The sequence below is a fragment of the uncultured Bifidobacterium sp. genome (assembly GCF_959020155.1).
Lineage (GTDB): Bacteria > Actinomycetota > Actinomycetes > Actinomycetales > Bifidobacteriaceae > Bifidobacterium.
Genome location: NZ_CAUERC010000009.1, coordinates 41,761 through 65,645, shown reverse-complemented (window position 1 = coordinate 65,645; position 23,885 = coordinate 41,761). Strand labels below are relative to the sequence as shown.

Genomic DNA, 23,885 nt, shown 5'->3' with positions numbered 1-23,885 from the left:
CGGCGATGGTACTGCACTCGAGAGGGTGTGGGAGAGTAGCACGCCGCCGCTTCACTTGTTGGGGGTTCCCGTCGAGCTTACGCTCCGGGAACCCCTTTTTTTATCCCCGAATCTTTTGTTCCTCCTCCCGGTTCTTCCGGCTGACCCCATGCGGGTTCCCGGAAGGGCTTTTTTATTTCCCGTATTTCCTTCTTCCTTCCGGGACTCCCGTGGGGCTTGGCTTCCGGGGACCCCGTCTTTCCATCCTTGATTTCCATCTGATTCCCAGGTCTCCCGCAGGGGCATGGAAATCCTTTCCACTCCTGGTTTTTTCTCTTCGGCGCCGCGGATTCCTGTTAGAAGACCGGAAAAACTATGGTTTTGGGACCTCGTGTGTGTCCCATGCATCAAAGCGCTTAGACTGGTCTTATGGCAAGAGTTACGGTGTATGACGTTGCAGAGAAGGCGGGTGTGTCTACCGCGACGGTCTCCTTCGCCTTCAGGCATCCCGACAAAGTGAAGGATGATACCAAGGCCAAGGTCCTCAGGGTCGCCGAGGAGCTTGGCTACGTTCCCAGCGGCAACGCACGTAGCCTTGCCAAAGGCAGGACGGGCACGTTGGGCATGTACGCGTTCGATATGCTGCTGGAAAGACCTCAGGGAAGCAACCTTGAGGATGATTGGCCTGATGTTTCCCCCAGATCCATCGACGAGCCTCTGGACGGTGACGAACCCAACGTTCTTGTATATCCGTTATACGTTGATGAGGTGCTTCGTGGTTTCGAACTCGAATGCTGGAAGAGTGGCAAGGGAATACTTATGGGAGCCGCCTCGGAAAGGGATGATCACAGATCGGTAACGGATATCGCCGGTCGCGTTGATGGTCTGGCGCTGATGCCAAGTGGATATAACGATACGCTTCCTCTTTCCATGTTGGCGAAGACCATTCCGCTTGTAATGGTGGGTGTGGGCGATGAAAAACTGCCTGCCGCATACCTGCAATGCGATAACGCATCGGGCATGAGGCAGATCGTCGACCATCTTGTCGAAGTCCACCATATCAACGATATGGCATTCGTCGGTGGTGTCAATGGTGGAGCGTGCGCGAGGGGTACCGACGCTGATGACGTCGTCTCGCGCTATGACGCGTTTAAAAAATGCCTCGAGGAACGTGGTCTCGATTCCAGCGACGCGCTGTTGGATGACTCCTTCGCCACGTCCGATGAATACATGGTGGGTTTGTGCGAGGCGATAGGATCCGGCAGACTGCCGCAGGCCTTGGTCTGCGGCACGGACCAGACCGCCTTCGGCGTGATCAGACTCCTCGAGGAGGCCGGTGTCCGGGTTCCCGACGACGTCATCGTCACCGGATTCGACGGAATCCTCGCCGGACGGCTGATGGAACCGCAGCTGACGACCGTCCGCCAGCCCATGGAGGACATGGGGCGCGAGGCGGCTCGCATGCTGCTTTCCAGGAACGGGGAGCCTTGGGAGAAGGCTGAAAGACGAGTACTCCCGGTCCGCCTCATTGTGCGCGGCAGCTGCGGATGCAATCAAAAAATCTAAGCGCATAAATCATATGGGCGTGTCGCCTTGACTTCCTTAAATCTAAGCGCTTAAATTGTAATATCAATCTAAGCGGTTAGATTGATATGAATCAAAGGAGATTTCAATGAGGAAGCCATTTTTCAAAGCGGTCGTGGCCGGCATGGCCAGTGTGGCGATGATTGCCGGTATGTCCGCGTGCGGACGGTCCGCGAACAACGCGGATTCCGATTCCGATGCGGTCAAGACCATCGATTCAAGCAAGGCCACCGGCGACCTGACCATCTGGGCCATGGGCAACGAGGGCGATCTGCTGGGCGATTTCGTCAAGGGATTCGAAAAGGAGAACCCCGACGTCAAGGTCAAGGTCACCGCGATTCCGTGGTCCTCCGCGCACGACAAGCTCCAGACCGCCATCGCCGCGGGCAATGGCCCCGACCTTGCGCAGATGGGCACCACCTGGATGGCCGATTTCTCCAACTCGTTCTCCACCGTGCCTGACAACCTCGACATGTCCGACTTCTCCGACGGGTCTAGGGCTGCCGGCCAGGTCGACGGGAAACAGCTCGGCGTGCCTTGGTACATCGACACCAGAGTGCTGTACTACCGTACCGACATTGCCGGGATGGCTGGTTGGAACAAAGCTCCGAAGACTTGGAATGAGCTTAAGCGGATGGCCAAGGACATGCAGAAGGTCGACGGGGTCAAATATGGCATGAGCCTCAATTCATCTGGCACTGACGCGTTCCTCGGAACTTTGCCGTTCTCCTACTCGGCCGGGGCGTCCTTGACTAACGAGGAACAGACGAAATGGACTTTCGAAGATACTGGCATAAAGAAGGGACTGAACTTTACCACCAGTCTCTACAAGGACGGCGTCGCGAACGTCAACGCCGACGTAAGCTCCGGTGCCGACATAGCGAACTTCGTGTCCGGTGACACTCCGATGATGCTGCAGGGGCCGACCGCCGTCAGCCAGATCAACGAATTGGGCGGCGACGGATTCGAATCCAAGTACGCCACCGTCGTCCTGCCGTCGATGGACGAATCCTCGGGTCCCGCCACGTCCTTCGTCGGAGGCTGCGACCTTGTGACGTTCAAGGATTCCAAGAACAAGCAGTCCGCGTGGAAGTTCATCCAGTGGGCCAGCAAACCCGAGGTGCAGGCCGAATGGTACAAGAAGTCCTCCGATCTGCCCGCTTCCCAGAAGGCATGGGACGATGACGCGCTCTCCGGCAACGACAAGCTTTCGGCATTCGGCGACCAGCTGAAGAACACCATGGCTCCGCCGGCGCTGTCCACCTGGGCCCAGGTATCCTCCGCCGCGGATCGTATCCTCGAGCAGATGAACAAGGGACAGGTCACCGTCGACGAGGGGCTGAAGAACCTGCAGTCCGAAGCCGACTCCATCGGAACCGGGAACTGATCCCATGAGCCTCGGAACAAGAAAGACGAAGACGGAGGGCTCGGGCAACGTTCTCCGCCGCCGTCGCACGATTCTCGCATGGGGATTCGCGCTGCCCTTCGTGGTCGTGTTCTGCGTATTCATGCTGATCCCCCTCCTGTCCTCGATGGCGATGTCCTTCACCGACATCACCTCCAAGGACCTCCGCACCCCGTTCAACGTCAACTTCGTCGGACTGGACCAGTACATCGCACTGTTCCACGATCGTCGCTTCCTGCACGCGTTGGGCGTCACCGGAATCTTCGTGCTCGTCGGCCTGCCGATCACCATGGTGATCGCCCTCGCGTTCGCGGTGGCCCTCAACAAGGGATCCAAGCACCTCAACGCGTTCTTCAGGGCGGTGTTCTACGCGCCGGTTGTCGCCAGTGTGGTCGCAGTCTCCGTCGTGTGGAGGTACATCCTCCAGAAGGACGGCCTGCTCAACTCGCTCTTGGCCGTCTTCGGCATTGCCGGACCGGACTGGCTGCACGACACCCGCTACGCACTGCCCGCGCTGATGGTCATGACCATCTGGCGCAACATGGGAACGCTGATGATCATCTTCCTCGCCGGCCTGCAGGCCATCCCCGAGGAGCTGAAGGAGGCCGCGGCCATCGACGGCGCGGGCAAATGGCGCACCTTCCGCAGCATCACGCTTCCGCTGCTCAAGCCCACGCTGCTGCTGGGAGCCGTGCTCCTTTCCGTCGCCTACCTGCAGTTCTTCGAGGAATCCTTCGTGATGACTCAGGGAGGGCCGCTCGACTCGACGCTCTCCGCCGCGTACTACGTGTACCAGAAGTTCGGTTTCGGACAGTACGGAATCGCTTCCGCAGCCAGCTGGGTGCTGTTCATCATCATCGCGCTGGTCAGCGTGCTCCAGTTCCGCATTCTCAAGGAGGATTGAGATGACAGCCACGACAGTCGCGGCCTCGAGGCCGCAAAGCAACAAGCAGTCGCTCTGGCGCCGATTCGTCAAGGGGCGTGGACTCTCCTACTGCGTCCTCGCGGTGATCGGAGTCTTCTGGATCTTCCCGTTCCTGTGGATGGCGCTGGGCTCGTTGAAGACCCAGAGGGAGATCCTCGCCAAACCGCCGAAGCTCCTGCCCGAGCACGCCTCGCTCGCAAACTTCGCGAAATGGTTCGGGGAACTGAACTTCGGCACCTACTTCACCAACAGCATGGTCGTCGCCGTGATCACCGTCCTCGGGAACATGGTGCTCTGCTCCATGGTCGGATACGCCCTGGCGAAGATGGACTTCGCCGGCAAGAACATCTTGTTCGGCGCCGTCATGGTGACGCTCATGGTTCCGAGCGTGGCCACGTTCGTCCCCCTGTTCGTGATCATCTCGAACATGGGACTCGCGAACTCCTACGCGGCGCTCATCCTGCCGTTCCTGTGCCAGCCCATCGGAGTCTTCCTGATGAGACAGTTCATCTCCGGAATCCCCGACGCGCTGATGGAGGCCGCGAGGGTCGACGGCGCCGGTGAGCTGCGCATATTCTTCCAGATCGTCCTGCCCCAGTGCGGGCCGCCGCTGGCGACGCTGTCCATCCTCACGTTCCTGTCCTCCTGGAACAACTTCCTGTGGCCGTTGGTCGCGGCCCAGACCGAGGAGAAGTACACGCTGCCCGTGGCACTGTCCCTCTACTCCACCGGCCAGAACGCCACGAACTACAGCGTCCTGCTCGCCGGAGCGGTACTGGTGGTCACCCCGATCCTCCTCCTGTTCGTATTCCTGCAGCGCTACTTCATCCAGGGCGTCGCCGGAACGGGCATCAAATAGAAAGACATGTCATGAAAGAACAATACGAGTTCCCGCCGGAATTCATCTGGGGCGCGTCCACGGCCGCGCACCAGATCGAAGGGAACAACGTCGCGAGCGACTGGTGGGCCAGGGAGCATGCCGAACGCACGGATCTCAGCGAACCGTCGGGAGACGCGGCCGACAGCTACCACCGCTACGGCGAGGACATCAGAATGCTCGCCGACGCCGGATTGGGCATGTACCGCTTCTCCATCGAATGGGCCCGCATCGAGCCCGCGGAGGGCTGCTTCTCCAAAGCGCAGCTGCTGCACTACCGCCAAATGATCGACGCGTGCCACGAGAACGGCGTCGAGCCCATGGTCACGCTGAACCACATGACACTGCCGCTGTGGCTCGCCACCAAGGGCGGATGGCTCAACGCCGATGCCGTCGACTACTTCGCCCGGTACGTGCGGTACGTGATGCCGATCCTCCACGACGTCACCTGGGTCTGCACCATTAACGAGCCGAACATGGTCGCGCTGACCCGTGGCGGAACCGAAGGCAGCGACTTCGTGGCCGCCTCGCTGCCTGCGCCCGATCCGGACATCTCCGCCACGCTCGTCAAAGCGCACAGGAAAGCCAGGGAAATACTGTCCGAGAACCCGCGTATCAAGTCCGGGTGGACCATCGCCTGCCAGGCGTTCCACGCCATGCCCGGATGCGAACGGGAGATGGAGGAATACCAGTACCCGCGCGAGGACTACTTCACCGAGGCCGCGGCCGGGGATGACTTCATTGGGGTGCAGGCCTATCTGAGGACCTTCATCGGCAAGGATGGCCCCGTACCGATCCCCGAGGACGCGGAACGCACCCTCAACGGCTGGGAGTACTTCCCGCCGGCGCTGGGCATCGCCATCCGCCATACTTGGAACGTCGCCAAACGCACGCCGATAATCGTCACCGAAAATGGCATCGCCACTGCCGATGACCGCCGGAGGATCGACTACACCTTCGGCGCCATAGCCGGCATGCACGACGCGATGGACGACGGCATCGACGTGAGGGGATACCTCCACTGGTCCCTGCTCGACAACTACGAATGGGGCTCGTTCACCCCGACGTTCGGCCTGGCCTCCTGGGACAGGGACACCTTCGAACGCCATCCGAAGCCATCCCTGGACTGGCTGGGATCAATCGCGAGAACGGGGGTCATGGCCAGATAGAAGCCGTTTCCTCTCCATCCATTACATGAAAGGGCGCACGTTTTGAAACGTGCGCCCTTTCGTTTGATTTGGCGGATTCAATAGAAAACGGGTATAGCCCTCGATCTGGAAGAACATGTCCGTCCGGCGGCCGATGCTCGCGGCTGGCATACGCCGAAAACGCAGCACTGCTGTTCCCGTAAGGTCGCATCTCCCTTAACGTGTCAAGCGTCTCCTGATACGTTGCTGTATCGACGCCGGTTTCGTCATTCCTTGCCTTTCCCGAGTGGCCCTGTCGGCCAAGTGCGTTTCAACTCGAGAAAATAGCCGGGTTATGGCGGGCCGGCGGGGAGGGGCGTGCTGGACGCCTGCGCGAACTCGGTCTGACCCGATTCGCTGGATGTCTAGCCACAATGGAATGACTTGATGCGTATTCCAAGCCGGACGGAGGATGGAATGCATCTCCACGCGGATGGCGGCCGAATTCTTAAGTGTTTGCACCAGCGTTACATAAAACGCTTAGCGAACCGAAATGATGTCCGGCGGAACGTGTCCTTGCGCGTCTTGGAAACGGATATCCGTATTCGTTCGAAGGTTTCTCGACCAGGGGATGGGCTTTGCTTTTTCAGATTGACAGTCCGTAATCATTTCGGATATGTCGGAATTTAGACAGGAATCCCTTGGATGCGCCGCGGGCGATAAATACGGGCCGTGGTGCGGGAAGGACCTCGAACATGACGATTCGAAGAACACGGTCGCCTATTTCGGCGAGCGTGCCGCTTCCCACCCTCGGCGAGGTCACGGCCGGCACCGCGAGCCTCAGCCGGTAGGAGCTACCCACAGGATCATTCGTGTTGGTCGGAGTTCTCTCGTTCGGCGACGGAATTGTATCCGTGGGGTACTTCGTCGTTGTTTCTACGGACGGATCCGAGGGTGTCCATCCACCAGTGTTCGCGGTCGATGATCTCTTTGGGTGACTTGTTCATGTCGAAGATCTCCAGGATCGAGTACTGGAAGTTCTTCTCGATGTATCCGGCGCCGAGGTTTCTGAGCTGCTTGTTTCCCCCGGAGTGGTCTCCGGACGCGTATTCCTTCCAACGCGACAGCAGACCGTGCGAGGCTCCTTTCCGTGAGTAGGCGGACCCCACGTAATGCCATCCCGTTCGTCTATCGGTCTGCAGATAGACCGCCTGGACGCTGCCGAGGGCCGCCCGCCATTCCTCGTTGTTCACGGCCGCCACGAGCTGCCGGTGCGTCAACCGAACGTTCTCGTATCCAGAGAACGGTAACGCGGATACGGGGGATTGAGCGATTTTCTCAAGGGTCATCGTCTTGAGAAAATCCCGGCGTCGTTCTTCATTGTTGGACAGGTTAAAGACGACTCCCGTGTAACCCGGATCTCTTTTGTAGTACACTACCGCCCTGGCCTTTAGCGAGGCGTATTCCGGGATCTCATTGTAACGGTATAGAATCTTGCCGTCGTTCTCCGTGTACTCGTCGAGGACGTCGTAGGCTCCGACGAACAGCCATTGTGTGGGGTGGGGATTCTCTGGCTTGAGCTGAATGAACTGGAGGACTTTACGTGTGTGAATCTGCGCTGTTGCCTTATCCTTATCTGGCCATTTCTTCGTGAAAATCCACTTCATCAGGTCATCATAGGAGAAATAGTAGGCGTCGGGAAGATCACTCCATTTGCCCCATTCCGGGTTGCTGCCATTCAGACGAATGCTATAGCCGGCTAGGTCCTCTTCGTCGAGTCCCAATAGTTCGAGGAACCGGATCGGTTCCGTATCCTGGATTCCGTCTTCGATGCGCGTCATTGCCATCGCCTTTCCATTCCCGATTGCCGCCGGACGGTATGATTTTCCGGTTTGTAAGACAGTCTAGCGTCTTGATGATGAGGATTATGGAACCGGCTGGCTCCTTGCCAGGTGGACGTGGAGTCCGACGAAGGGTTGCGGGTCCGGCTGTCTTCGTGGAACGACGACGGTTTGACGTGGCCGGGTGATGGGAATGAGACCGGTCGCGCGGTGTCTGGGCGTTATCTGTTGTCATGTCGCCATGTCGCGAAATCGGTTCGTTGTTGGATGAGTGTGGTCCTGTGAATTCTTAAATGTTGTACCGAATGCAACATGCAACACTTGGTGAATCCGACTAGGACCATCGGAATGCGTCTTGGACCATTTCGAAAACGGACGTTTTCGGAGCGTAAACCGGACTGGGGAGTTGTCTCCGACACTCCGGCGGAAAGTGTCTCAAAACCCGTCCCGTAATCAACGTTCCGAAACTCTATGCCTTTGACGGGTAATGGTACGGTCGGTCAAATTGCGGTGATGATGGGCGTTGGGCAATCCACTGTATATCGGTATCTGAATGAAGCGGATGGCAAGCGCTGAACAGTCGTTTCCTAAAAATATGTTCATATGTCGCCGGCGTTTGGCGAAGGATCGGCCGTGCGGACCATTGTGACCATGGATGGGGACGGCAGGCTCGCCATAGACCTGCGTCACCAAGGTGAGGGCATTGGCGCGATGCTGTTGAAGGGCGCCGCGGAATAAGCCTGACCTCCATTCCGCAAGCCGGCCGGGTCGCCGCGCGACGTTTTACCGTTAATCTGTAGAATCGTCGGAATCGGCGTTTGATGCAGTCGCGCGGTCGGAACAGTGCCGCTCGGTATCCGGAAAAGTGCGGAAATCGGGAAACCAGGGATGACGGCCATGTTTTGACGGGGTGCGCAATGCCATGCTCGGATGAAGGGGGTGATTTCATGGCGGAATGGCGCCGTTTTTTAAGGGGTGCATAGGGTGCGCAGGTGGCCATGGAAGGGTGGCTCTCCCTCATGAAATGTTACGGAAGGGCAAAAACTCGCTCATAAAAGTGTGAGATGAGGATGCCGGATGTTTCAGAGAAAACGATGGCAAGGTCAGCGATGACCACATCACCGTATCGCCATTCGTCACAGCAGCTCGTCTCTCTTAAGCGCTCCGAACGGGTCTTCCTCCGTCTGATATTCCATTGCATGGTCTTTGAACACGTTTGATATACAGAACATATTTGTTGCGGGCTGCAAGTGCGGAACCGGGCTTATAGAGACAAAGTGCGAGCGTATTGGACGGTTCGTTGTCGGACGGCTTGTATTAGAGAGGTAGTTCCCGATAGACCAAATCGTCACGGACCGCAAACCCCTGATGCTCCCAGAAATCGTTGCCGGCATCGTTGTCTGCGGGCACACCGACGGCGACTTTCGGCAGGCCGATCGCACGAAGCGCTTCAACCACACGGCCCACCAACATCGAGCCAATGCCCCTACCGCGCGCGTCGGGGTCAACCGCCGTGTGGTAGATGCGCGACCGTCTTCCGTCGTGGCCGGCAAGAATCGCGCCAATGATTCTTCCTCCATCGTCCTCGGCTACGAAACAGGTGTCGGGATTGCGTTTGAGAAACGTCTTTATTGCATCCTTGCAATCGTCTATATCCCTCATAGTGAAACCTGTGCATCGCGTCCACAGTCCGTATACCAGCGGATAATCCTCGATTTTCATATGGCGTATGGTCAGTGCTGTCGGTTCGGTCATATTTCTTGCCTTTCTTTTTGAACGCCAACTTCGATTCTCGCATCGTTCCGGTATTTTCTGTGCGGGTATGCCATATTTGCGTTGCACGGCCGTTCGTGGCGTGCGTGTCGGGGAAGCCGTGGAAGTGCCTTGAAGGACAATCCGTCGTTTTTCGGGGATACACCGGATGTGAACACATGGCAACGGCACGGTGAACTATGCTTAACTGGAATTATGCATATGAAGAACAGAAGGATCGCGAGAGCGGCGGCTGTGGTAATCGCAACCGCCATATTGTGCGGCATTGTGCCTATGATTGGCGTCGCACTGCGCAATTCGGCAATCGCAACAACGCGTGAAACCAATATTTTGCAGACTTTAGCGACGCTGCCAGAAGGGTTGCGCGACTGCTCCACGGTACTTGCGTACCTATTTTCAACGGTAGGCTGCATCGCAATCGTCGCCGCGCTTGCCGCTGTCGATTTGCGTATTACCGGCAGCAGGCGCGTCGTCATCCGCGATGTCGTCGTGTCGGCGGCGCCAATACTGTACGTAACCGGCGTCAAATGGCTGGTCGAACGTCCTCGTCCGGTCACGTCCGCCGGCAGTGGTCTGTTGCCTGGCGATCCAAGTTTTCCGAGTGGCCACACGGCGGCCGCGGTGATCGTATCGGTCATGATGATTCTTACCGTACGTAATTTCGCGCGCAAATGCTTCCCCGACGGAGAAGATGACGGGCGTGCAAACCGAAGACGGGTATTCCTCCGCAGGGCGATCATTGGCGCTGTCGCGCTTGTCGTGGCGGTTGCCTGTTCGCGACTACTGCTCGGCTTGCACTATCCGACCGACGTGATTATTTCCGCCACCATCTGCCCACTCATTTCCTACGCCGTGTGGTGTGTATGGAACGCATGCGAAAGCGCGGGGGAGCGGTAAAATCGTACGCTGGGTCGACGTCGTCGATCAGATGCCAATTCCAAACAGAGTGCTATCTGCCATGTGAGTTCCTTTGATTCTGAAATCAGTTTGGGGATATCCGATTTTGCGTGCAAAACGACAGGTTGTGTAATACGGCAGTGGTGGTGTGACAAAAGCTGGTTCAATCAAACTAGCGGCGAAAACCTGCGTGCGGAATGTCGAGTCATACTAATTTCGTACATAAAACAAAACGCGTGTGCGTCCGGGCGGAAACCATCCGGACGCGCACGCGTTTTATTTTGAATTATTGCGATGAGGTCAGTTGCGGGTCAGCACTTCGGCCAGGGCCTGGATGACCGGCTGCGGCATGTGGGACTGGTATTTGGTCTGCGCGCCAACGCCGTGCAGATCCTCCAGCGTGCTCAGTGCCGGCAGCGCATCCTTGCCCAGCTCGCGGATCGCGCGGTATGCGTGCTCCTTGGTCATGTACAGCATCTGCGCATCCTTCATCACGGCGAACGCGTCGGCTTCAACCGGATCGTCCGCAACGGCAAGACCGTCGGCGAAATCGATGGCGATTGCGGCGCTCGTCGGCACGTCACGCAGCGTGACGGTCAGGCTCAGCGTTTCCGCATCGTACGCGACTTCCGGAGCGGCGGCAGAGCCGTCGACGGTCGCGCGGACGGCGTGCATCGCTTCCGGAGCGATGCCACGGAACGTGACCGTCCAATCGCGGGAAGCCGGAATGACGTCCGTCGCACCTTCCGCAGGGGCGATCGAGAACTGTGCGGAATCGCCCTCAAAACGCAGCGCCATTTCGGTGGATGCCCAACGATCCTTGCTCTGTGCGGCACCGTCATCCTCCCACAGCGTGAAGCTGTTTTCGGCACCCGGGAACACCACTACCTGCAGTGCGCGCGGGTTGGCCACGGAGTTGAGCGCCTCACCCTCGGCGGGCATCTGCAGCGGCACGATCGCGCCGGGCTTAGCGAACACCGGCATGCGGTCGAGATCGCGCCAAGCCTCCAGACGGCGGCCTTCGGCCGGACGAGACGTGTAATGGCGACCGTCGAAGAAATCGAACCATTCGCCCTGCGGCAGCCACACGTCGGCCTTCGCACGCTGCACGGAACGCTCGGCTGGATCGACGATCGGCGCGACCAGCAGCTCGGTGCCGAAACGGAATTCGTCGGTGAGCTTGTATGCGGCTTCGATTTCCGGATAGTCCCAGTACAGCGGCTGCACGAGCGGCTCGTTGTCGAATGCGGCGCGACGGTTCATCGTGTACAGGTACGGGATCATCGCATGGCGCAGGCGCAGCGCGGACGTCATCGCACGTTCCGCATCGCCGTGGAAGTTCCACGGCTCCTTGCCGTTGAACGGCGAATCGGTGGAATGCAGACGGTTGATCGGGCTGAACGCGCCCAGCTGGTACCAGCGGACCTCCAGCTCCTCGTCACGGTAGCCGAACATGTGGCCGCCGATGTCGTGGCTCCACCAGCCGTAGCCGATGTTGGAAGCGCAGGCGGTGAATTCCGGCTGGAACTTCAGCGACTCCCACGTCACGACGGTGTCGCCGGAGAAGCCGATCGGGTAGCGGTGCGAGCCCGGGCCGGCGTAACGCGAGAAGGTGAGCGGGCGCGGGTTGCGTTCGCTGTAGTCGCTGCCGTCGTTGCGGGCGGAATCGAGGTAATGCAGGTGGTTCAGGCCCCACAGCGGGTCGAGGCCCGGCTGCCGCGTCAGGCCGCCCTGCTGCCAGTCAATCCACCAGAAGTCGACGCCATCTTCCTCCATCGGGTGGTGGAGCTGGTCGAAGTAGACCTCCATGAACTTCGGATCGGTCAGGTCGAACTGCACGGCCTCGCCGCTTTCCGGATCGATGTTCATGGCCTTGGCGACCTGCGGATACAGCTCTTCGAACGCGCGCACGCCGTCCCTCGGGTGGACGTTGAGCGTGGCCTTCATGCCATGCTCGTGCAGCCAGTTGAGGAAGCGCTTCGGATCCGGGAAGAAGTCCTTGTTCCACGTGTAGCCGGTCCAGCCGGAGCCGTACTTCGGGTCGACGTCGTCAACCAGGTGCCAGTCCATATCGATGACGGCCGTGGTGAACGGGATGCCTTCCTTTTCGAAACGTTCGACGAGCTGACGGTATTCGGTTTCGGTATAGCGGTGGTAGCGGCTCCACCAGTTGCCCAGCACGAAGCGCGGCAGCAGCGGGGTCGGGCCGGTCAGGCGGTACAGGGCGTGCACGGCCTCACGGTAGCGGTGGCCGTAGCCGAACAGGTACAGGTCGGTGGTCGGCTCTTCCTTCGGGGTCACCCACGTGCCGAAATCGTTGTGGTTGCCGTTCACTTCGGCGGTTTCGCGGATGACGTTCGACTTGGAATCGTCGATGATCGCCCAACCGTCGGTGCTGTTGACGCCCGGATCGACGGGGATGCGGCCGTTCGCCTCGTCGAGCGTACGGTAGGTGCCGCCGAGGTTCCTGCGCTGCACGTCGCCGTAATGCCAAGTGTTTTCGATGGCGTTGACGTGCTTGACGGTTGCGTACAGGCCTTCCGGAGAGAACTTGCGCTGGTTGTAGGAGATATGCAGCGACGGGGTGTCGATTTCCAGCCAGCCATTACGTTCGGTGACGGTGAATTCAGGCTTTTCGCCGAAATCACGGACCATCGCCATCTGCGTGGCGTCATCCACGAAACGGCCGCTGTCGGACCATTCGAAACGGACGAGCGCGTCCGTGATGAGGCCGATGCGCCAATGATCGCCCTGGATCACCGAATCCGGATTCATTGCCGGATGGGCGTTGAGCGTGGCCAGCGAGAACAGTGTGCTGTCTACCATGTGGGGCTCCTTTGAGTGTGGGAAAAATCGGGAGAACTGGATTGGGACCGTGTCATCATATGCGACGGTACGGTCCTGTTTGAATTACTTGATGCGCTTGATGGTCAAGACCGACGCGCCAGCGCACAGTGCGATGACGATGGCGGTGGGGAACACGAGATTGTAGTTGTGGGTCATCGTGACGATGCTGGACGTGACGAACGAGCCGATGGCCTGGCCGGCGCAGGTCGCGATGTTGAGGATGCCGAGATCCTTGCCCGCGTCCTTCTTGTTCGGCAGTACGTCGACGTTCAGTGCCTGATCGACCGCGCTGTACATGCCGTAGCCGAAGCCCGCGATGCCGGCGAACAGGAACATGCCAGCGACGCTGGGGATGAACCACGGCATGGCGATACCGATGGCGTACAGGATGCAGGCCACGAGGATCGGCGGCTTACGGCGCTTGATGGCGTCAGACAGCGGGCCGGAGATGATTGCTGCGATGAACGAGACGATCATGGTGATGATGGCCATGACGGAGATGGCCTTCGCCGCGTCGGTGTTGCTCAGGCCGATGTGGTCCTGCAGGATGTACAGCTGGTACGAGGTGATCATCTGGTAGGCGACGATCAGGCAGGTACGGCAGATGAATGCCTTCCAGAAGTCGCTTGCACCCTTGGTTGGCGGCGTGAGCGTGTGGATGAGGATCTGTCCGACGCTGGTCTCTTCGCGCGGCATGTCGACGTTCGAAGGCTCGCGGGGGAAGATGATGATGCTCAGCACGCCGGAAAGCAGTGCGAACACAGCCGCCACGATGAAGCCGATTTCGACATGGTTGATGAACAGGGAAGCGATGAGCATGCCGATGGCCTGGCCGGCGACCCCGCCGCCACCGACGGCTGCGGATGCGGTAGCACGGAAGTCTTCAGGTACGCGATCGGAGATGATGGTCAGCAGCGGCGCCTGCACCGCGTTCAGGCCGATGAGGCCGATGCAGTAGGCGATGCCGATGGTCAGACCGGAAGTCGGCAGGCTGATGACCCAGATGGCCACGCCGTACAGCACTGCGCCGCCGAGGATCCACGGGGTACGGCGGCCGAAGCGGGAACGAGTCCTGTCGGAGAAGGCGCCGATGAACACGGCGTAGAAGATGGACAGGATTGCGCCGGCCGCGTTGATGGCGCCGAGGGTGGCGTCAGGGTTGGCCACGCCGATGTCCTTGAGCCTCTGCGGAATCATGATGGAGGCGGTCATGTAGAAGGCGATGGCGTTAAGCACGGTCCAGGCGAGGAAGCCGAAGAGGTACCTCCACTTGACTGCCGGTTTATCGGCCTCCTGCTGGACGTCCGTATTGGCGTCCAGGGCGATGCTCGTGTCGCTGCTTTGCTGGTCGCGCATCTCATTATCCTTTCTGTGCGCTGCGAAACATCGCTCTCCGCGTTGAGTGATCAAAGCATGTTCCGCATTGAAGAAAAGTTAGTAAAACTTACTTTCGTTAAGTATGATAGCGCTTGCGCAAAAAGGTATCAATATCGGCGAGTCGCTTGAAATTGCAACGATATGCGCATATCGAAACGCTTGCCATCGATTGCAAAATGGAACGATGCGATTTTATGCGCGTTCTGCGCCACCGCGTACCCTCTTCACCGCGCCCATATGCCGATTGTGCGAGCAAAACGACAGGTTGTGTAATACGGCGGTGACGGCATCGCAAAAGCTGGTTCAATCAAACTAGCGGCGAAATCCCGCGTGCGGCACGGTGCGATGCAGCGCGGTACGGCAGCGGGAAATCGCAAGAAAACAGCGCAGTCGGGCGGAGCGGACAGGGCAGGCTCGGCAAAGCAGGTTTTGGCAACACCTAGTGCGAGGGAGAACCCATGGAACTTGAAGATCTTTCGATCGTTGAAAAGGCGGCGATGCTGTCCGGCGGATCCGAATGGGATTCGCGCGGCAACGATCGCGCCGACATTCCCAGCTTCGTCATGAGCGATGGTCCGCACGGCGTGCGTCGCCAGCTTGGCGAGGGCGACCATCTCGGCCTCGGCGCATCCAAGCCGGCCACCTGCTTCCCGACCGCGGGAACCGTGGCCAACTCCTGGGATCCGGCGCTCGCCGAGGAAATGGGCAAGGCGCTGGGCAAGGAAGCGCACGATCTCGACGTGAACGTGCTGCTCGGCCCGGGCATGAACATCAAGCGCAACCCGTTGTGCGGACGCAACTTCGAGTACTATTCAGAGGATCCGATCGTCGCCGGCCGCATGGCCGCCGGTCTGATCCGCGGCATCCAAAGCAACGGCATCTCCGCATGCCCGAAGCATTTCGCGGTCAACAGCCAGGAATTGCGCCGCCAGGCCAGCAACTCCGTTGTGGACGAGCGCACCATGCGCGAACTGTACCTGACCGGTTTCGAAATCGCCGTGCGCGAAGCTCATCCGATGACCATCATGACCTCCTACAACGAGATCAACGGCGTCTACGCCCACGAAAACAAGCATCTGCTGCAGGAGATCCTGCGCGACGAATGGGGCTTCGACGGCATGGTCGTCTCCGATTGGGGCGGCTCCAACTCCGCCGTCGCCGCCGTCAAGGCCGGCGGCTCGCTGGAAATGCCGTCGCCGGGCTTCACTTCCGTGCGCGAGCTGGAAGGCGCGGTCAAGGCGGGAACGCTGTCCGAAGCGGACATCAACAAGCGCGCCGCCGAAGTCGCCAAAATCGCCGCCGCGACCAAACTCGTCGGCGTCGGACGCAACGACCTGCTCAAGGACGACATCGCGAAAGCGCACCACAATATCGCCAGAACGGTCGCCGAACATTCCAGCGTGCTGTTGAAGAACGACGCTGCCACGCTGCCGCTCAAGCAGGGCACCCGCGTGGCCGTCATCGGCGACATGGCAGCGACCGCGCGCTACCAGGGCTCCGGCTCGTCCAAGGTGAACGCCACCAAGGAGGAAAACATCCTCGACGAGGTCAAGCACACCGAAGGGCTCGTGCTGGCCGGCTATGAACAGGGCTATGACCGTCAGGGCCAGCCGGACCAGGTGCTGCTGAACGATGCCGTGGCGCTCGCCAAGAAGGACACCGTGGATGTGGTGCTGGCCGTCGTCGGTCTCGACGAACGCAGCGAATCCGAAGGCCTTGACCGCTCCACCATGGCGATTCCGCAGGTGCAGAACGCGCTCGTCGAAGCGTTGACGAAGACCGGCAAGCCGGTGGTGATCGTGCTCGTCGCGGGCTCTCCGGTGGAACTGCCGTGGTTCGACGACGTTGCCGCCATGCTGTACGTAGGATTGTCCGGCCAGGCCGGCGCCTCCGCCACCGTGCGCGCGCTGACCGGCGAAGTCAACCCGTCCGGCCATTTGGCCGAAACCTGGCCGAAGCGGTACGAGGATTGCCCGAGCTTCGGCTGGTATCCGGCCATCGGACGCGACGCGATCTACCGTGAAGGCCCGTTCGTCGGCTACCGCTATTACGAGACCGTGGGCGTGCCTGTGTGCTTCCCGTTCGGCTACGGTCTGAGTTATTCCACGTTCACGTACAGCGCGATCACCGCCACCGCGACCGGCGTCGATTTCGTCGTCACCAATGATTCCGATATCGCCGGCTCCACCGTGGCCCAGTTGTATGTGCGTGCGCCGCAGGGTGGCGTGCTCCATCCTGATCGCGAGCTGAAGGGCTTCGCCAAAATTGAGTTGGCCGCGCATGAAAGCAAGAGCGTGCACATCGATTTCGACCGCTACACGTTCCGCCATTTCGATGTTGCCGCCAATGCATGGAAGACGGAAAGCGGCGAATGGACGCTGATGATCGGCGACAATGCCGAGCATCTGCCGCTTTCGATTCCGCACACCGTTGCCGGCGATTGCACGCCCGCTGAATGCGCCGCAGACCCCGCGCTCGGCCACTATCTGACCGGACAGGTCAAGGACGTGACCGATGCCGAAATGGCCGTGCTGTTCGGCCATGAGGTGCTTGCTCCCGGCAAACCGACGACGTTCGGTGTCAACGATCCGATCATGTCGTGGGTGGATTCCAGGGGATTCGCGGCGCGCACTGTTGCCAGGACGCTGACCAAGCGCGAAGCGAAGATTCGCCAGAAGACCGGTTCGCCGGATCTGAACACCCTGTTCATTCTGAATATGCCGCCTCGCGCCATGAGCAAGATGACCCAGGGCATGGTCGATTCGGCGATGGTCGACGCCATCGTGAAGATCGCGAACGGCCATACCTTCCGCGGATTGGGCGGCGTGATCGCCGGCTTCTTCCGCAACCAATCCGCAAACAAGCACACTGCAAAGGAGCTGAACCATGACTGACAACAATGCTGCGAAGCCGGCTGAAACCGGTGCCGGCGAGAAGAAGGTCGGCCCGATCCGCCAGTGGATCAAGGATCATCCGAACATCTGGGAGTTCATCCTGTTCAACGTGCTGTCGAACATCTCCACCATCACCCGCTTCGTGGTGACGTGGATCGGTACCGCCATCTTCATCACGGGTCTGGGTCTCACGCAGCCGTTCCACTTCCTGATCTTCAACTATGACACCAAGGGCAACGGCCTGGGCGGATTCCTCACCTTCCTGCTGGCCGAGGTGCTTGCGCAGGTGGTGAACTTCTTCGTGCAGATGAAGTGGGTGTTCAAGTCCGACTCCAGCTTCAAGGACGCCGCTTGGAAGTATGTGATCCTCGCCGTGATCATCGTGGTAGTGAACCTTGTGCTGCCGGGCTACGTGACCGGTCTGTGCCAGGGATGGGGCATGAACGCCGGCATCGCAGGCACGATCGCATCCGTGGTCAACACCTTGCTTGCCGTGATCGTCAGCTATCCGCTGCTCAAGTTCTGGGTCATGCCGAAGAGCGGGTCCAAGGAGACGGCCAAGAGCGAGGAGGCCGCCAAGTAGCCCTATTCTGAATTCCTTTCTTCCTGCCCGCCCGGATTTTCCGGGCGGGTTTTCCATGCCTGCTTCGCGCCTGATGTCGTTGGAAGGCGTAGCGTACCTTGCAAATAAGAAGGGTGGTGACTCAGTCGATGAGCCACCACCCTTTGTCATGCCGTGCTATCTAGCGATCAGGCCGGGAAAACGACCTGGCAATTCACGCAGGTGATTACCATGGCCAAAATCGCGTTGATGATGCCACCGAGGTACGGATTGCGGGTCTTGGAATAGATGCCGCGAGCCGTCAGCGGAGTGATAAACAGCAGGAATACGGTGAGGAACATGCTGTCCGGAATGCGGGTGTAGGCCGCACCGAACAGGTCATTGACACCGGTGAGCATGAACTTGGCCCAGCCTGCGCCGGACACCAGTGCCGGCACGGCGGCGGTGACGAGAGCGAGTACCAGGATGTTCACGATCTTGTTCTTGCCATAGGAAGTGTTGTAGTTCATGCAGTTGATGAAGATGGAGGAAATCACGTAGCCAATCAGGAAGATCGGGAGTACCTTAAGCATGTCCACGATCTTGAAGGAGCCGAATGGCATGATGCCCCAGTACAGGAACGAGAAGTTCGTCTTGAAGAAGTACTGCGCTCCCCAGACCAACAGCAGAGTGCCGCCGGTGACGGTGAGAGCCAGCATGATGGTCTTGAACACGCTGAAAGCAGATGTCTTCAAATCGATTTCATCGATGTTCATACCATTCTTCTTAGCGAAGCAGCGGTACCAGATGTAGGTGACAATGGCGGTGAACACAGAGGAAATCGCCAGCATGGAGCCTGCGAACAGTGCCTGCCCCTGCCTGAAGAATGTGCCGATATGGGTGTCGACGCCGTTGTAGTACAGGAACAACGTGCTGACGGTGGCGAACAGGGTGTTGACGATAAGGCAGCCCCATGCCCAAGCCTTGGTTCCCGGATGCGATTCCGCGATACGCATGACGGCATTGCCACGAGAAGTTCCCCTGAAGAGCGGCATCTGGGAGAGCCACAGAGCGAAGAACACGGCGAACATGAACATGCCGATGAAACCGATGGTGCTGCCGATCATACGCCACTGGTAGATCTGGTCGCCCGACTGCAACGAGGTGTTCATATTGAAGGCTTTGACCATGAACTCCATGGCAGCTGCGGTAGAAGACGACTGGAAGAGCTGCGAAGTGTGGAAGCCGTTTTCCAGATAGATGACACGGAATGCTTCCTTGCCATCGACCTTCTTCGTATAGTACTTGCCGCTGACGCCGTCCGCAGTCGAAGAGTCAGGCGTGATGCCGAAGTTCAGGAACGATTTGGCGTTATTGTGCTTGAGATAGTCCGGATTCGGCAGCATCTTGCCGGTCGTCTTGTCGGTCTCCTTGAAGGAGTACTGGTCGAATTTGCCGGCGATGATGCCTACATTGCGATTGCCGTAATAATTAAAGTACTCGCCGTTATTCTTGGAGGCGGCCTGGGCTGAAGTGGTCTTGCCTGGCACATAGCCGAACGACTGAGTTTCGTTGTCTTTGTAGACGGCGTCGCGGCTGACGTACAGCACGGCCTTGATCAGCTGCTTCTTGGCCTTGTTGTCAAGAAGGATCGTCTCGTGAATGGTGTTGCCTCCGCGGGACTGGCCGGATACGGCGATCTGGTCCTTGTCCACGAATGGAAGTGTGGTCGCGTACTTTACCGTGTCATACAGGCCACGGCCGTTGACCAGCCATTCGGTGTTGTTCAGAATCTCGGAGTCGCCGTGTCCGTAAAGATCGAAGGAGAACACGACGAAGCCTCGACGTGCCCATTCGATCTGGTATAGATCCCACTTTTCCTTGAGACCGTTGCCGCCATGTGCGAACACGATGGTGGGTGCCGGCTTGTCGTTGGTGGCGGTCTTGGGCTTGAGCATGTTGATGCCGAGCCTATGTCCGGATGATGTTTCGATGGTCAGATTCTCTTTGGTGACGTTGCCGAAATCCGTCTGTGCCAGATTCGCGATGCAGCTGCCCAGAATGCACAACAACACCGTAACGATGGTGAGTGCGCCATACGCATGCTGCTTCAAGTATTGCCATACTTTCGACATGGTATTTTTCTCCCTCTGTTCCTTCCGCGTCACCCGAAGATCATCCTTCGGTAACGCGGGGCCCGGTTCTTCCTGGAGCCGGTTATAGACTAATTTGAGGATGAAATGACATTGGGATGTGAATGAGAATATGTGCAGTTCGCCACACTGCTGGTTTACCGGAGTATCGGTTGATGATGGGCTTAAAACGTATGCTTATCGCGCGTGTTCGTATGGACACTGGAGATAATATGCACATATGTTCAAAGATTCCGCGCTTTCGTCGATGCAGACCAGACAGCATATCGAAAAGCTGATTCGTGTATCACAGATGTATTATGACGAGGGACTCAATCAATCGCAGATTGCCGGAGAGGTCGGCTATTCGCGGTCATCGGTGTCACGCATGCTCACCGAAGCACGGGAAACCGGAATCGTACAGATTACCATCGGGCACCCATTGCAACGATTGCAATCCCTTGAGGAGAATCTTCGGAACAAATACGGGTTGAAAACGGTACGCGTCGCATATTCATACGATGACAGCATCGCATCGACGCTAGTGCCTCAATGTGCGGCGCAGCTGCTGGTGGAAAACCTCAAACCGGATTCGTTGATCGTTACATCGACCGGGACGCCGATGGCGGCGACAATCAGAGCTTTGCCTCCCCTTGACTACCCTCGTGCGCATGTGACTCAGATGCTGGGTTCGTTGTCTTCCGCCAACTCGTTGACTGATTCTCCGGAAATCTGCCGAATGATGGCAGAACGTCTGGGATGCGCTTACTCGTTGCTTCCTGCACCGTTGATTATGGGATCCGCGGAAGTTGCGCAGGCTGTGCGTTCGGAGAAACTGATTGCCATGACTTTGGCTTTGGGTAACCGAGCCGATATCGCCATTGTCGGTGTAGGAGCGATTCGGCAGGGGCATTCCGGGAGGATTTTCCATTCGTTCGAAGACGCTGCAGTAGCACGGGAGTTGCAGGAAAAGGGAGTGGTCGGGCATATTTGCGGACATCATATCGATATGCATGGCAATCATGTGCGAACCAGTCTGTGTGAGCGCACCATCAGCATCGATTTCGAACGGTTTCGTGACATTCCATTGGTCATTGGAGTCGCTTGGGAGACGTGGCGTGCGCGGGCACTGCACGCATGCTTGGTCGGTGGACTGATGTCGGCACTCGCTACCAATCAGGGAATGGCTGAGTTGTTATTGGATATGGACTAATCACCGTTAGGATGCTGGAAGGATTGGGTATGCCCGTGCGCCACCGTGATGATTGCAATTGCTGCCAGCACGTACAACAGCACGTTGAGCGTCAATGACGCTCCATATCCGCCGGTCATGTCGAAAATCAATCCATGAACTGTGGTAGCGATGGCTACGGTCAGCTGGCCGGTGGCGTTGATGACGGACAGCGCGCGGGCATAATCATCTCCCGGGAATACGCGGCGTATGCTCCAGGGAAGTGCAATCATGAGCAGGCATTGGCCGATTCCCGCCAGAAAACTTGCAGTGATCGCAACTTCCATATTGGCTCCGAAAAGCAGACTGAACCATCCTGTGGTTCCGATGGCGGCAAACAGCGTGATTGCGAATTGCGGTCTGACACGGTCCAGCGTCGAACCTATGGCAAGTTTGCCGACGCTGGCTCCAATCATGCGGGCCGTGACCACCCAAGCGGCCTGTGTAAGCGTGAGTCCGATGGAAATCCCGTACGCGGGAATGTGCTGATTGATGCCGGATACGATTTGCAACAAAATCATGGCGGCTGACAGCAGCAGAAACGCCGGTGAACGAAGCATGCCGATGAGATGCCCGCTTTTCGTCCGTGTATCATGCGCAGGTTTGGCGTTTGGGGCAGACGCAGTGTCGAGCTTGCCATGTGGATATGGTTTAAGCAGGTAGGAGCAGGGGAGTAGCAGCACCATCAGCATCGCACCGGTCAGTAGATATGCCGATCGCCATCCATATGACGCGATGACGTGCGAAATCAGAGGATTGAATATGGCTCCTCCCAATCCTGACAAACAGCCGGTTATGCCAAGGACCGTGCCGAAATGAGTGGGAAACCATGCTGCAAGCAGAATGGGTGGCATCAGCGTTATCGGAATAACATAGGCGAGTCCCATCACAGCGAATGCGAGATAGAACTGCCAGAGGGCATACGCCCGACTGCAAAGCAGGAATCCCACGGCGCAGATACCAATGCAGCCGATAAGTGTGGGGCGCAAGCGAATGCGATGTGAAAAGCGACTGAACGCGGCCATGGAGATGGCACTGCAAATCAATCGAATCGATACGGTTAGGCTGACCTTGGCTCGACCCACATGTAAATCACGGCTGATGGCGTCGAAATACAGCCCTGAAGTGTTGGTGATGAGAGCGAAGCCGATGAAGGACATGGCGCAGCAGCCTACGAATACTGCCAGTGAGGAGCGGGTGGAGCGAATCCGTTCTTCCATAGCGTCCTTTGCGTCCTTTCCTAGCTGGTCGTTGGGCGGTACCGTTTGAAGAACGTCGCCGCCTCTTTTACGATTTGCTGTGATTCCTCATTATGCTCCAGGCCGACCTCCTTGACTGCGAAGTCGTGTACGAGAGCGTGGTCAAGACCTTTCGGGAGTAATCGCAGTTCATAATCATGATGGCGGTATTGCAGGATTCTTGCGAATTCCAGAGTGTTGTCCGCGAGATAATCCTCGGTGCTGGTCTGCAGATAGAAGGGCGGAAGATTGCCATCAACTACAAGGCGATCGACATCAAGATAGGGGGAGATGCGAATTCGTTCCTTCAGCGTTGGAAAGTAGCCTTCCGCATAGTATCCCATTGCAGTTCCATGCACGCCTCCCTCGAAGCGATACATGCCGCTGCATCCTGCAATGGCGAGGATGCGGGCGGTTCCGTAGGCTTCCTTCATGCCAAGCTGTGACGCGACGACCGGTGAATGGAGTACGGCGGTGAGGTACAAGATAAGCAGGGTGGCCGCGGAATCTCCAATCAGAAACAGAGCATTCGTATCCATGCCATAGTCATGCGCGTGCTCATTCGTCCAGATAATTGCGTCAAGCGCATCGTGTAGTTGGCCTTGGAATCCAATTTGCGGGACCAGCCGATAGTTGGCATTGACCACGGCGAACCCATACTTCGCTAAATACATATCGCGACACATGGTATTTTGTTTGTCGCCATGGTAGAGACCCCCGCCATGGAAGTCGATGATGACCGGAAGAGGTTCATGTTGTGTTTCCGGACGATACAGGTCCAATTTGCGCAGTTGGTCCGGAATGCCATATGGGAGATCCGTCAGTACATGCACTCCGTTCGGCTTATGCTCTTTGGCGAGTCTGTCTGCGTCGCCGGCATGACGGGCGTTGGTGTTGGACTCAAATAATGCTTTCACCGGTTCGCTGAGCATATGTCACCACCTTGGTTGCGTATGATACGAATACTGTATGCCTGTATCTAGCGCGAACAGTCTAGGAGTTGCACATATGTGCAACCTACGATTCAGACAAGTATCCCAACTATTTCGTCAGTACGTCGAACGGCGGATTGCCTATGCGCTCATGACAGTGTAGATGTTGTCATGGGCTCCGACTTCACGCGCTATTGTGCACGGCTAGTCATTCGAATAGCTAGGAGTCCATCCCCCGTCCAACGTGCCGCCGTTTCATCGTATGATTTTGTTGTGTATGTTTAC

At 58.2% G+C, this 23,885-nt stretch carries 16 protein-coding genes; 9 read left to right on the top strand and 7 right to left on the bottom strand.

All coding sequences use genetic code 11. From position 1 onward, the window contains the following. The first annotated feature begins 408 nt into the window (after positions 1–408). From Q5H31_RS04145 to Q5H31_RS04125, 5 genes are all read left to right on the top strand, one after another. On the top strand, positions 409–1,545 hold the full coding sequence (locus Q5H31_RS04145; protein WP_085382772.1) for a LacI family DNA-binding transcriptional regulator: 1,137 nt from the start codon (positions 409–411) through the stop codon (positions 1,543–1,545). Between the two features lie 106 nt (positions 1,546–1,651). After that, positions 1,652–2,950, top strand: coding sequence for an extracellular solute-binding protein (locus Q5H31_RS04140; RefSeq protein WP_085382771.1), 1,299 nt, complete (start codon positions 1,652–1,654; stop codon positions 2,948–2,950). A 4-nt stretch (positions 2,951–2,954) separates the two neighbouring features. Beyond that, positions 2,955–3,872 (top strand): carbohydrate ABC transporter permease, encoded by a 918-nt coding sequence (locus tag Q5H31_RS04135; protein ID WP_042991119.1) that lies wholly within the window; start codon positions 2,955–2,957, stop codon positions 3,870–3,872. A 1-nt stretch (position 3,873) separates the two neighbouring features. After that, on the top strand, positions 3,874–4,752 hold the full coding sequence (locus tag Q5H31_RS04130; RefSeq protein WP_033500376.1) for a carbohydrate ABC transporter permease: 879 nt from the start codon (positions 3,874–3,876) through the stop codon (positions 4,750–4,752). A gap of 11 nt (positions 4,753–4,763) precedes the next feature. Further along, a complete protein-coding gene (locus tag Q5H31_RS04125) occupies positions 4,764–5,939 on the top strand; it encodes a glycoside hydrolase family 1 protein (protein WP_085382770.1) in 1,176 nt (391 codons plus the stop codon). Between the two features lie 824 nt (positions 5,940–6,763). Here the strand turns inward: Q5H31_RS04125 and Q5H31_RS04120 are convergent. Continuing rightward, positions 6,764–7,738 (bottom strand): GIY-YIG nuclease family protein, encoded by a 975-nt coding sequence (locus Q5H31_RS04120; protein WP_223895872.1) that lies wholly within the window; start codon positions 7,736–7,738, stop codon positions 6,764–6,766. Positions 7,739–9,055: 1,317 nt separating this feature from the next. Next, positions 9,056–9,493, bottom strand: a complete 438-nt coding sequence (locus Q5H31_RS04115; protein WP_117320311.1) for a GNAT family N-acetyltransferase — start codon at positions 9,491–9,493, stop codon at positions 9,056–9,058. A gap of 213 nt (positions 9,494–9,706) precedes the next feature. Here Q5H31_RS04115 and Q5H31_RS04110 point away from each other — a divergent pair, with 213 nt between their 5' ends. Then, complete coding sequence (locus tag Q5H31_RS04110; protein WP_117320310.1) at positions 9,707–10,408, top strand: phosphatase PAP2 family protein; 702 nt, start codon at positions 9,707–9,709, stop codon at positions 10,406–10,408. Between the two features lie 300 nt (positions 10,409–10,708). On the opposite strand, the gene Q5H31_RS04105 is transcribed toward Q5H31_RS04110, so the two are convergent. Continuing rightward, positions 10,709–13,234, bottom strand: coding sequence for a glycoside hydrolase family 31 protein (locus Q5H31_RS04105; RefSeq protein ID WP_085347025.1), 2,526 nt, complete (start codon positions 13,232–13,234; stop codon positions 10,709–10,711). A gap of 84 nt (positions 13,235–13,318) precedes the next feature. Further along, positions 13,319–14,611, bottom strand: a complete 1,293-nt coding sequence (locus tag Q5H31_RS04100; protein WP_085347024.1) for an MFS transporter — start codon at positions 14,609–14,611, stop codon at positions 13,319–13,321. A gap of 479 nt (positions 14,612–15,090) precedes the next feature. Between Q5H31_RS04100 and Q5H31_RS04095 the strand changes: the two genes are divergently transcribed. Both Q5H31_RS04095 and Q5H31_RS04090 read left to right on the top strand, forming a co-directional pair. Beyond that, a complete protein-coding gene (locus Q5H31_RS04095) occupies positions 15,091–17,526 on the top strand; it encodes a glycoside hydrolase family 3 C-terminal domain-containing protein (RefSeq protein WP_039776019.1) in 2,436 nt (811 codons plus the stop codon). Next, positions 17,519–18,109: a GtrA family protein gene (locus tag Q5H31_RS04090; RefSeq protein ID WP_003806555.1), complete on the top strand. Its 591-nt coding sequence runs from the start codon at positions 17,519–17,521 to the stop codon at positions 18,107–18,109. The genes Q5H31_RS04095 and Q5H31_RS04090 overlap by 8 nt, the downstream gene beginning before the upstream one ends. A gap of 167 nt (positions 18,110–18,276) precedes the next feature. Here Q5H31_RS04090 and Q5H31_RS04085 read toward each other — a convergent pair whose 3' ends face one another. Further along, positions 18,277–20,202 (bottom strand): alpha/beta hydrolase, encoded by a 1,926-nt coding sequence (locus Q5H31_RS04085; RefSeq protein ID WP_171025003.1) that lies wholly within the window; start codon positions 20,200–20,202, stop codon positions 18,277–18,279. 238 nt (positions 20,203–20,440) lie between these two features. On the opposite strand from Q5H31_RS04085, the gene Q5H31_RS04080 reads away from it, so the two are divergent. Next, positions 20,441–21,412 (top strand): sugar-binding transcriptional regulator, encoded by a 972-nt coding sequence (locus Q5H31_RS04080; protein ID WP_003806552.1) that lies wholly within the window; start codon positions 20,441–20,443, stop codon positions 21,410–21,412. Here Q5H31_RS04080 and Q5H31_RS04075 read toward each other — a convergent pair. Then, positions 21,409–22,650, bottom strand: coding sequence for an MFS transporter (locus tag Q5H31_RS04075; RefSeq protein WP_227561805.1), 1,242 nt, complete (start codon positions 22,648–22,650; stop codon positions 21,409–21,411). The two genes, Q5H31_RS04080 and Q5H31_RS04075, sit on opposite strands and share 4 nt — an antisense overlap. A 20-nt stretch (positions 22,651–22,670) precedes the next feature. Next, positions 22,671–23,600 carry an alpha/beta hydrolase gene (locus Q5H31_RS04070; protein ID WP_195570379.1) on the bottom strand — a complete coding sequence of 310 codons (930 nt, stop codon included), beginning with the start codon at positions 23,598–23,600 and terminating at the stop codon, positions 22,671–22,673. Between the last annotated feature and the right edge of the window lie 285 nt (positions 23,601–23,885).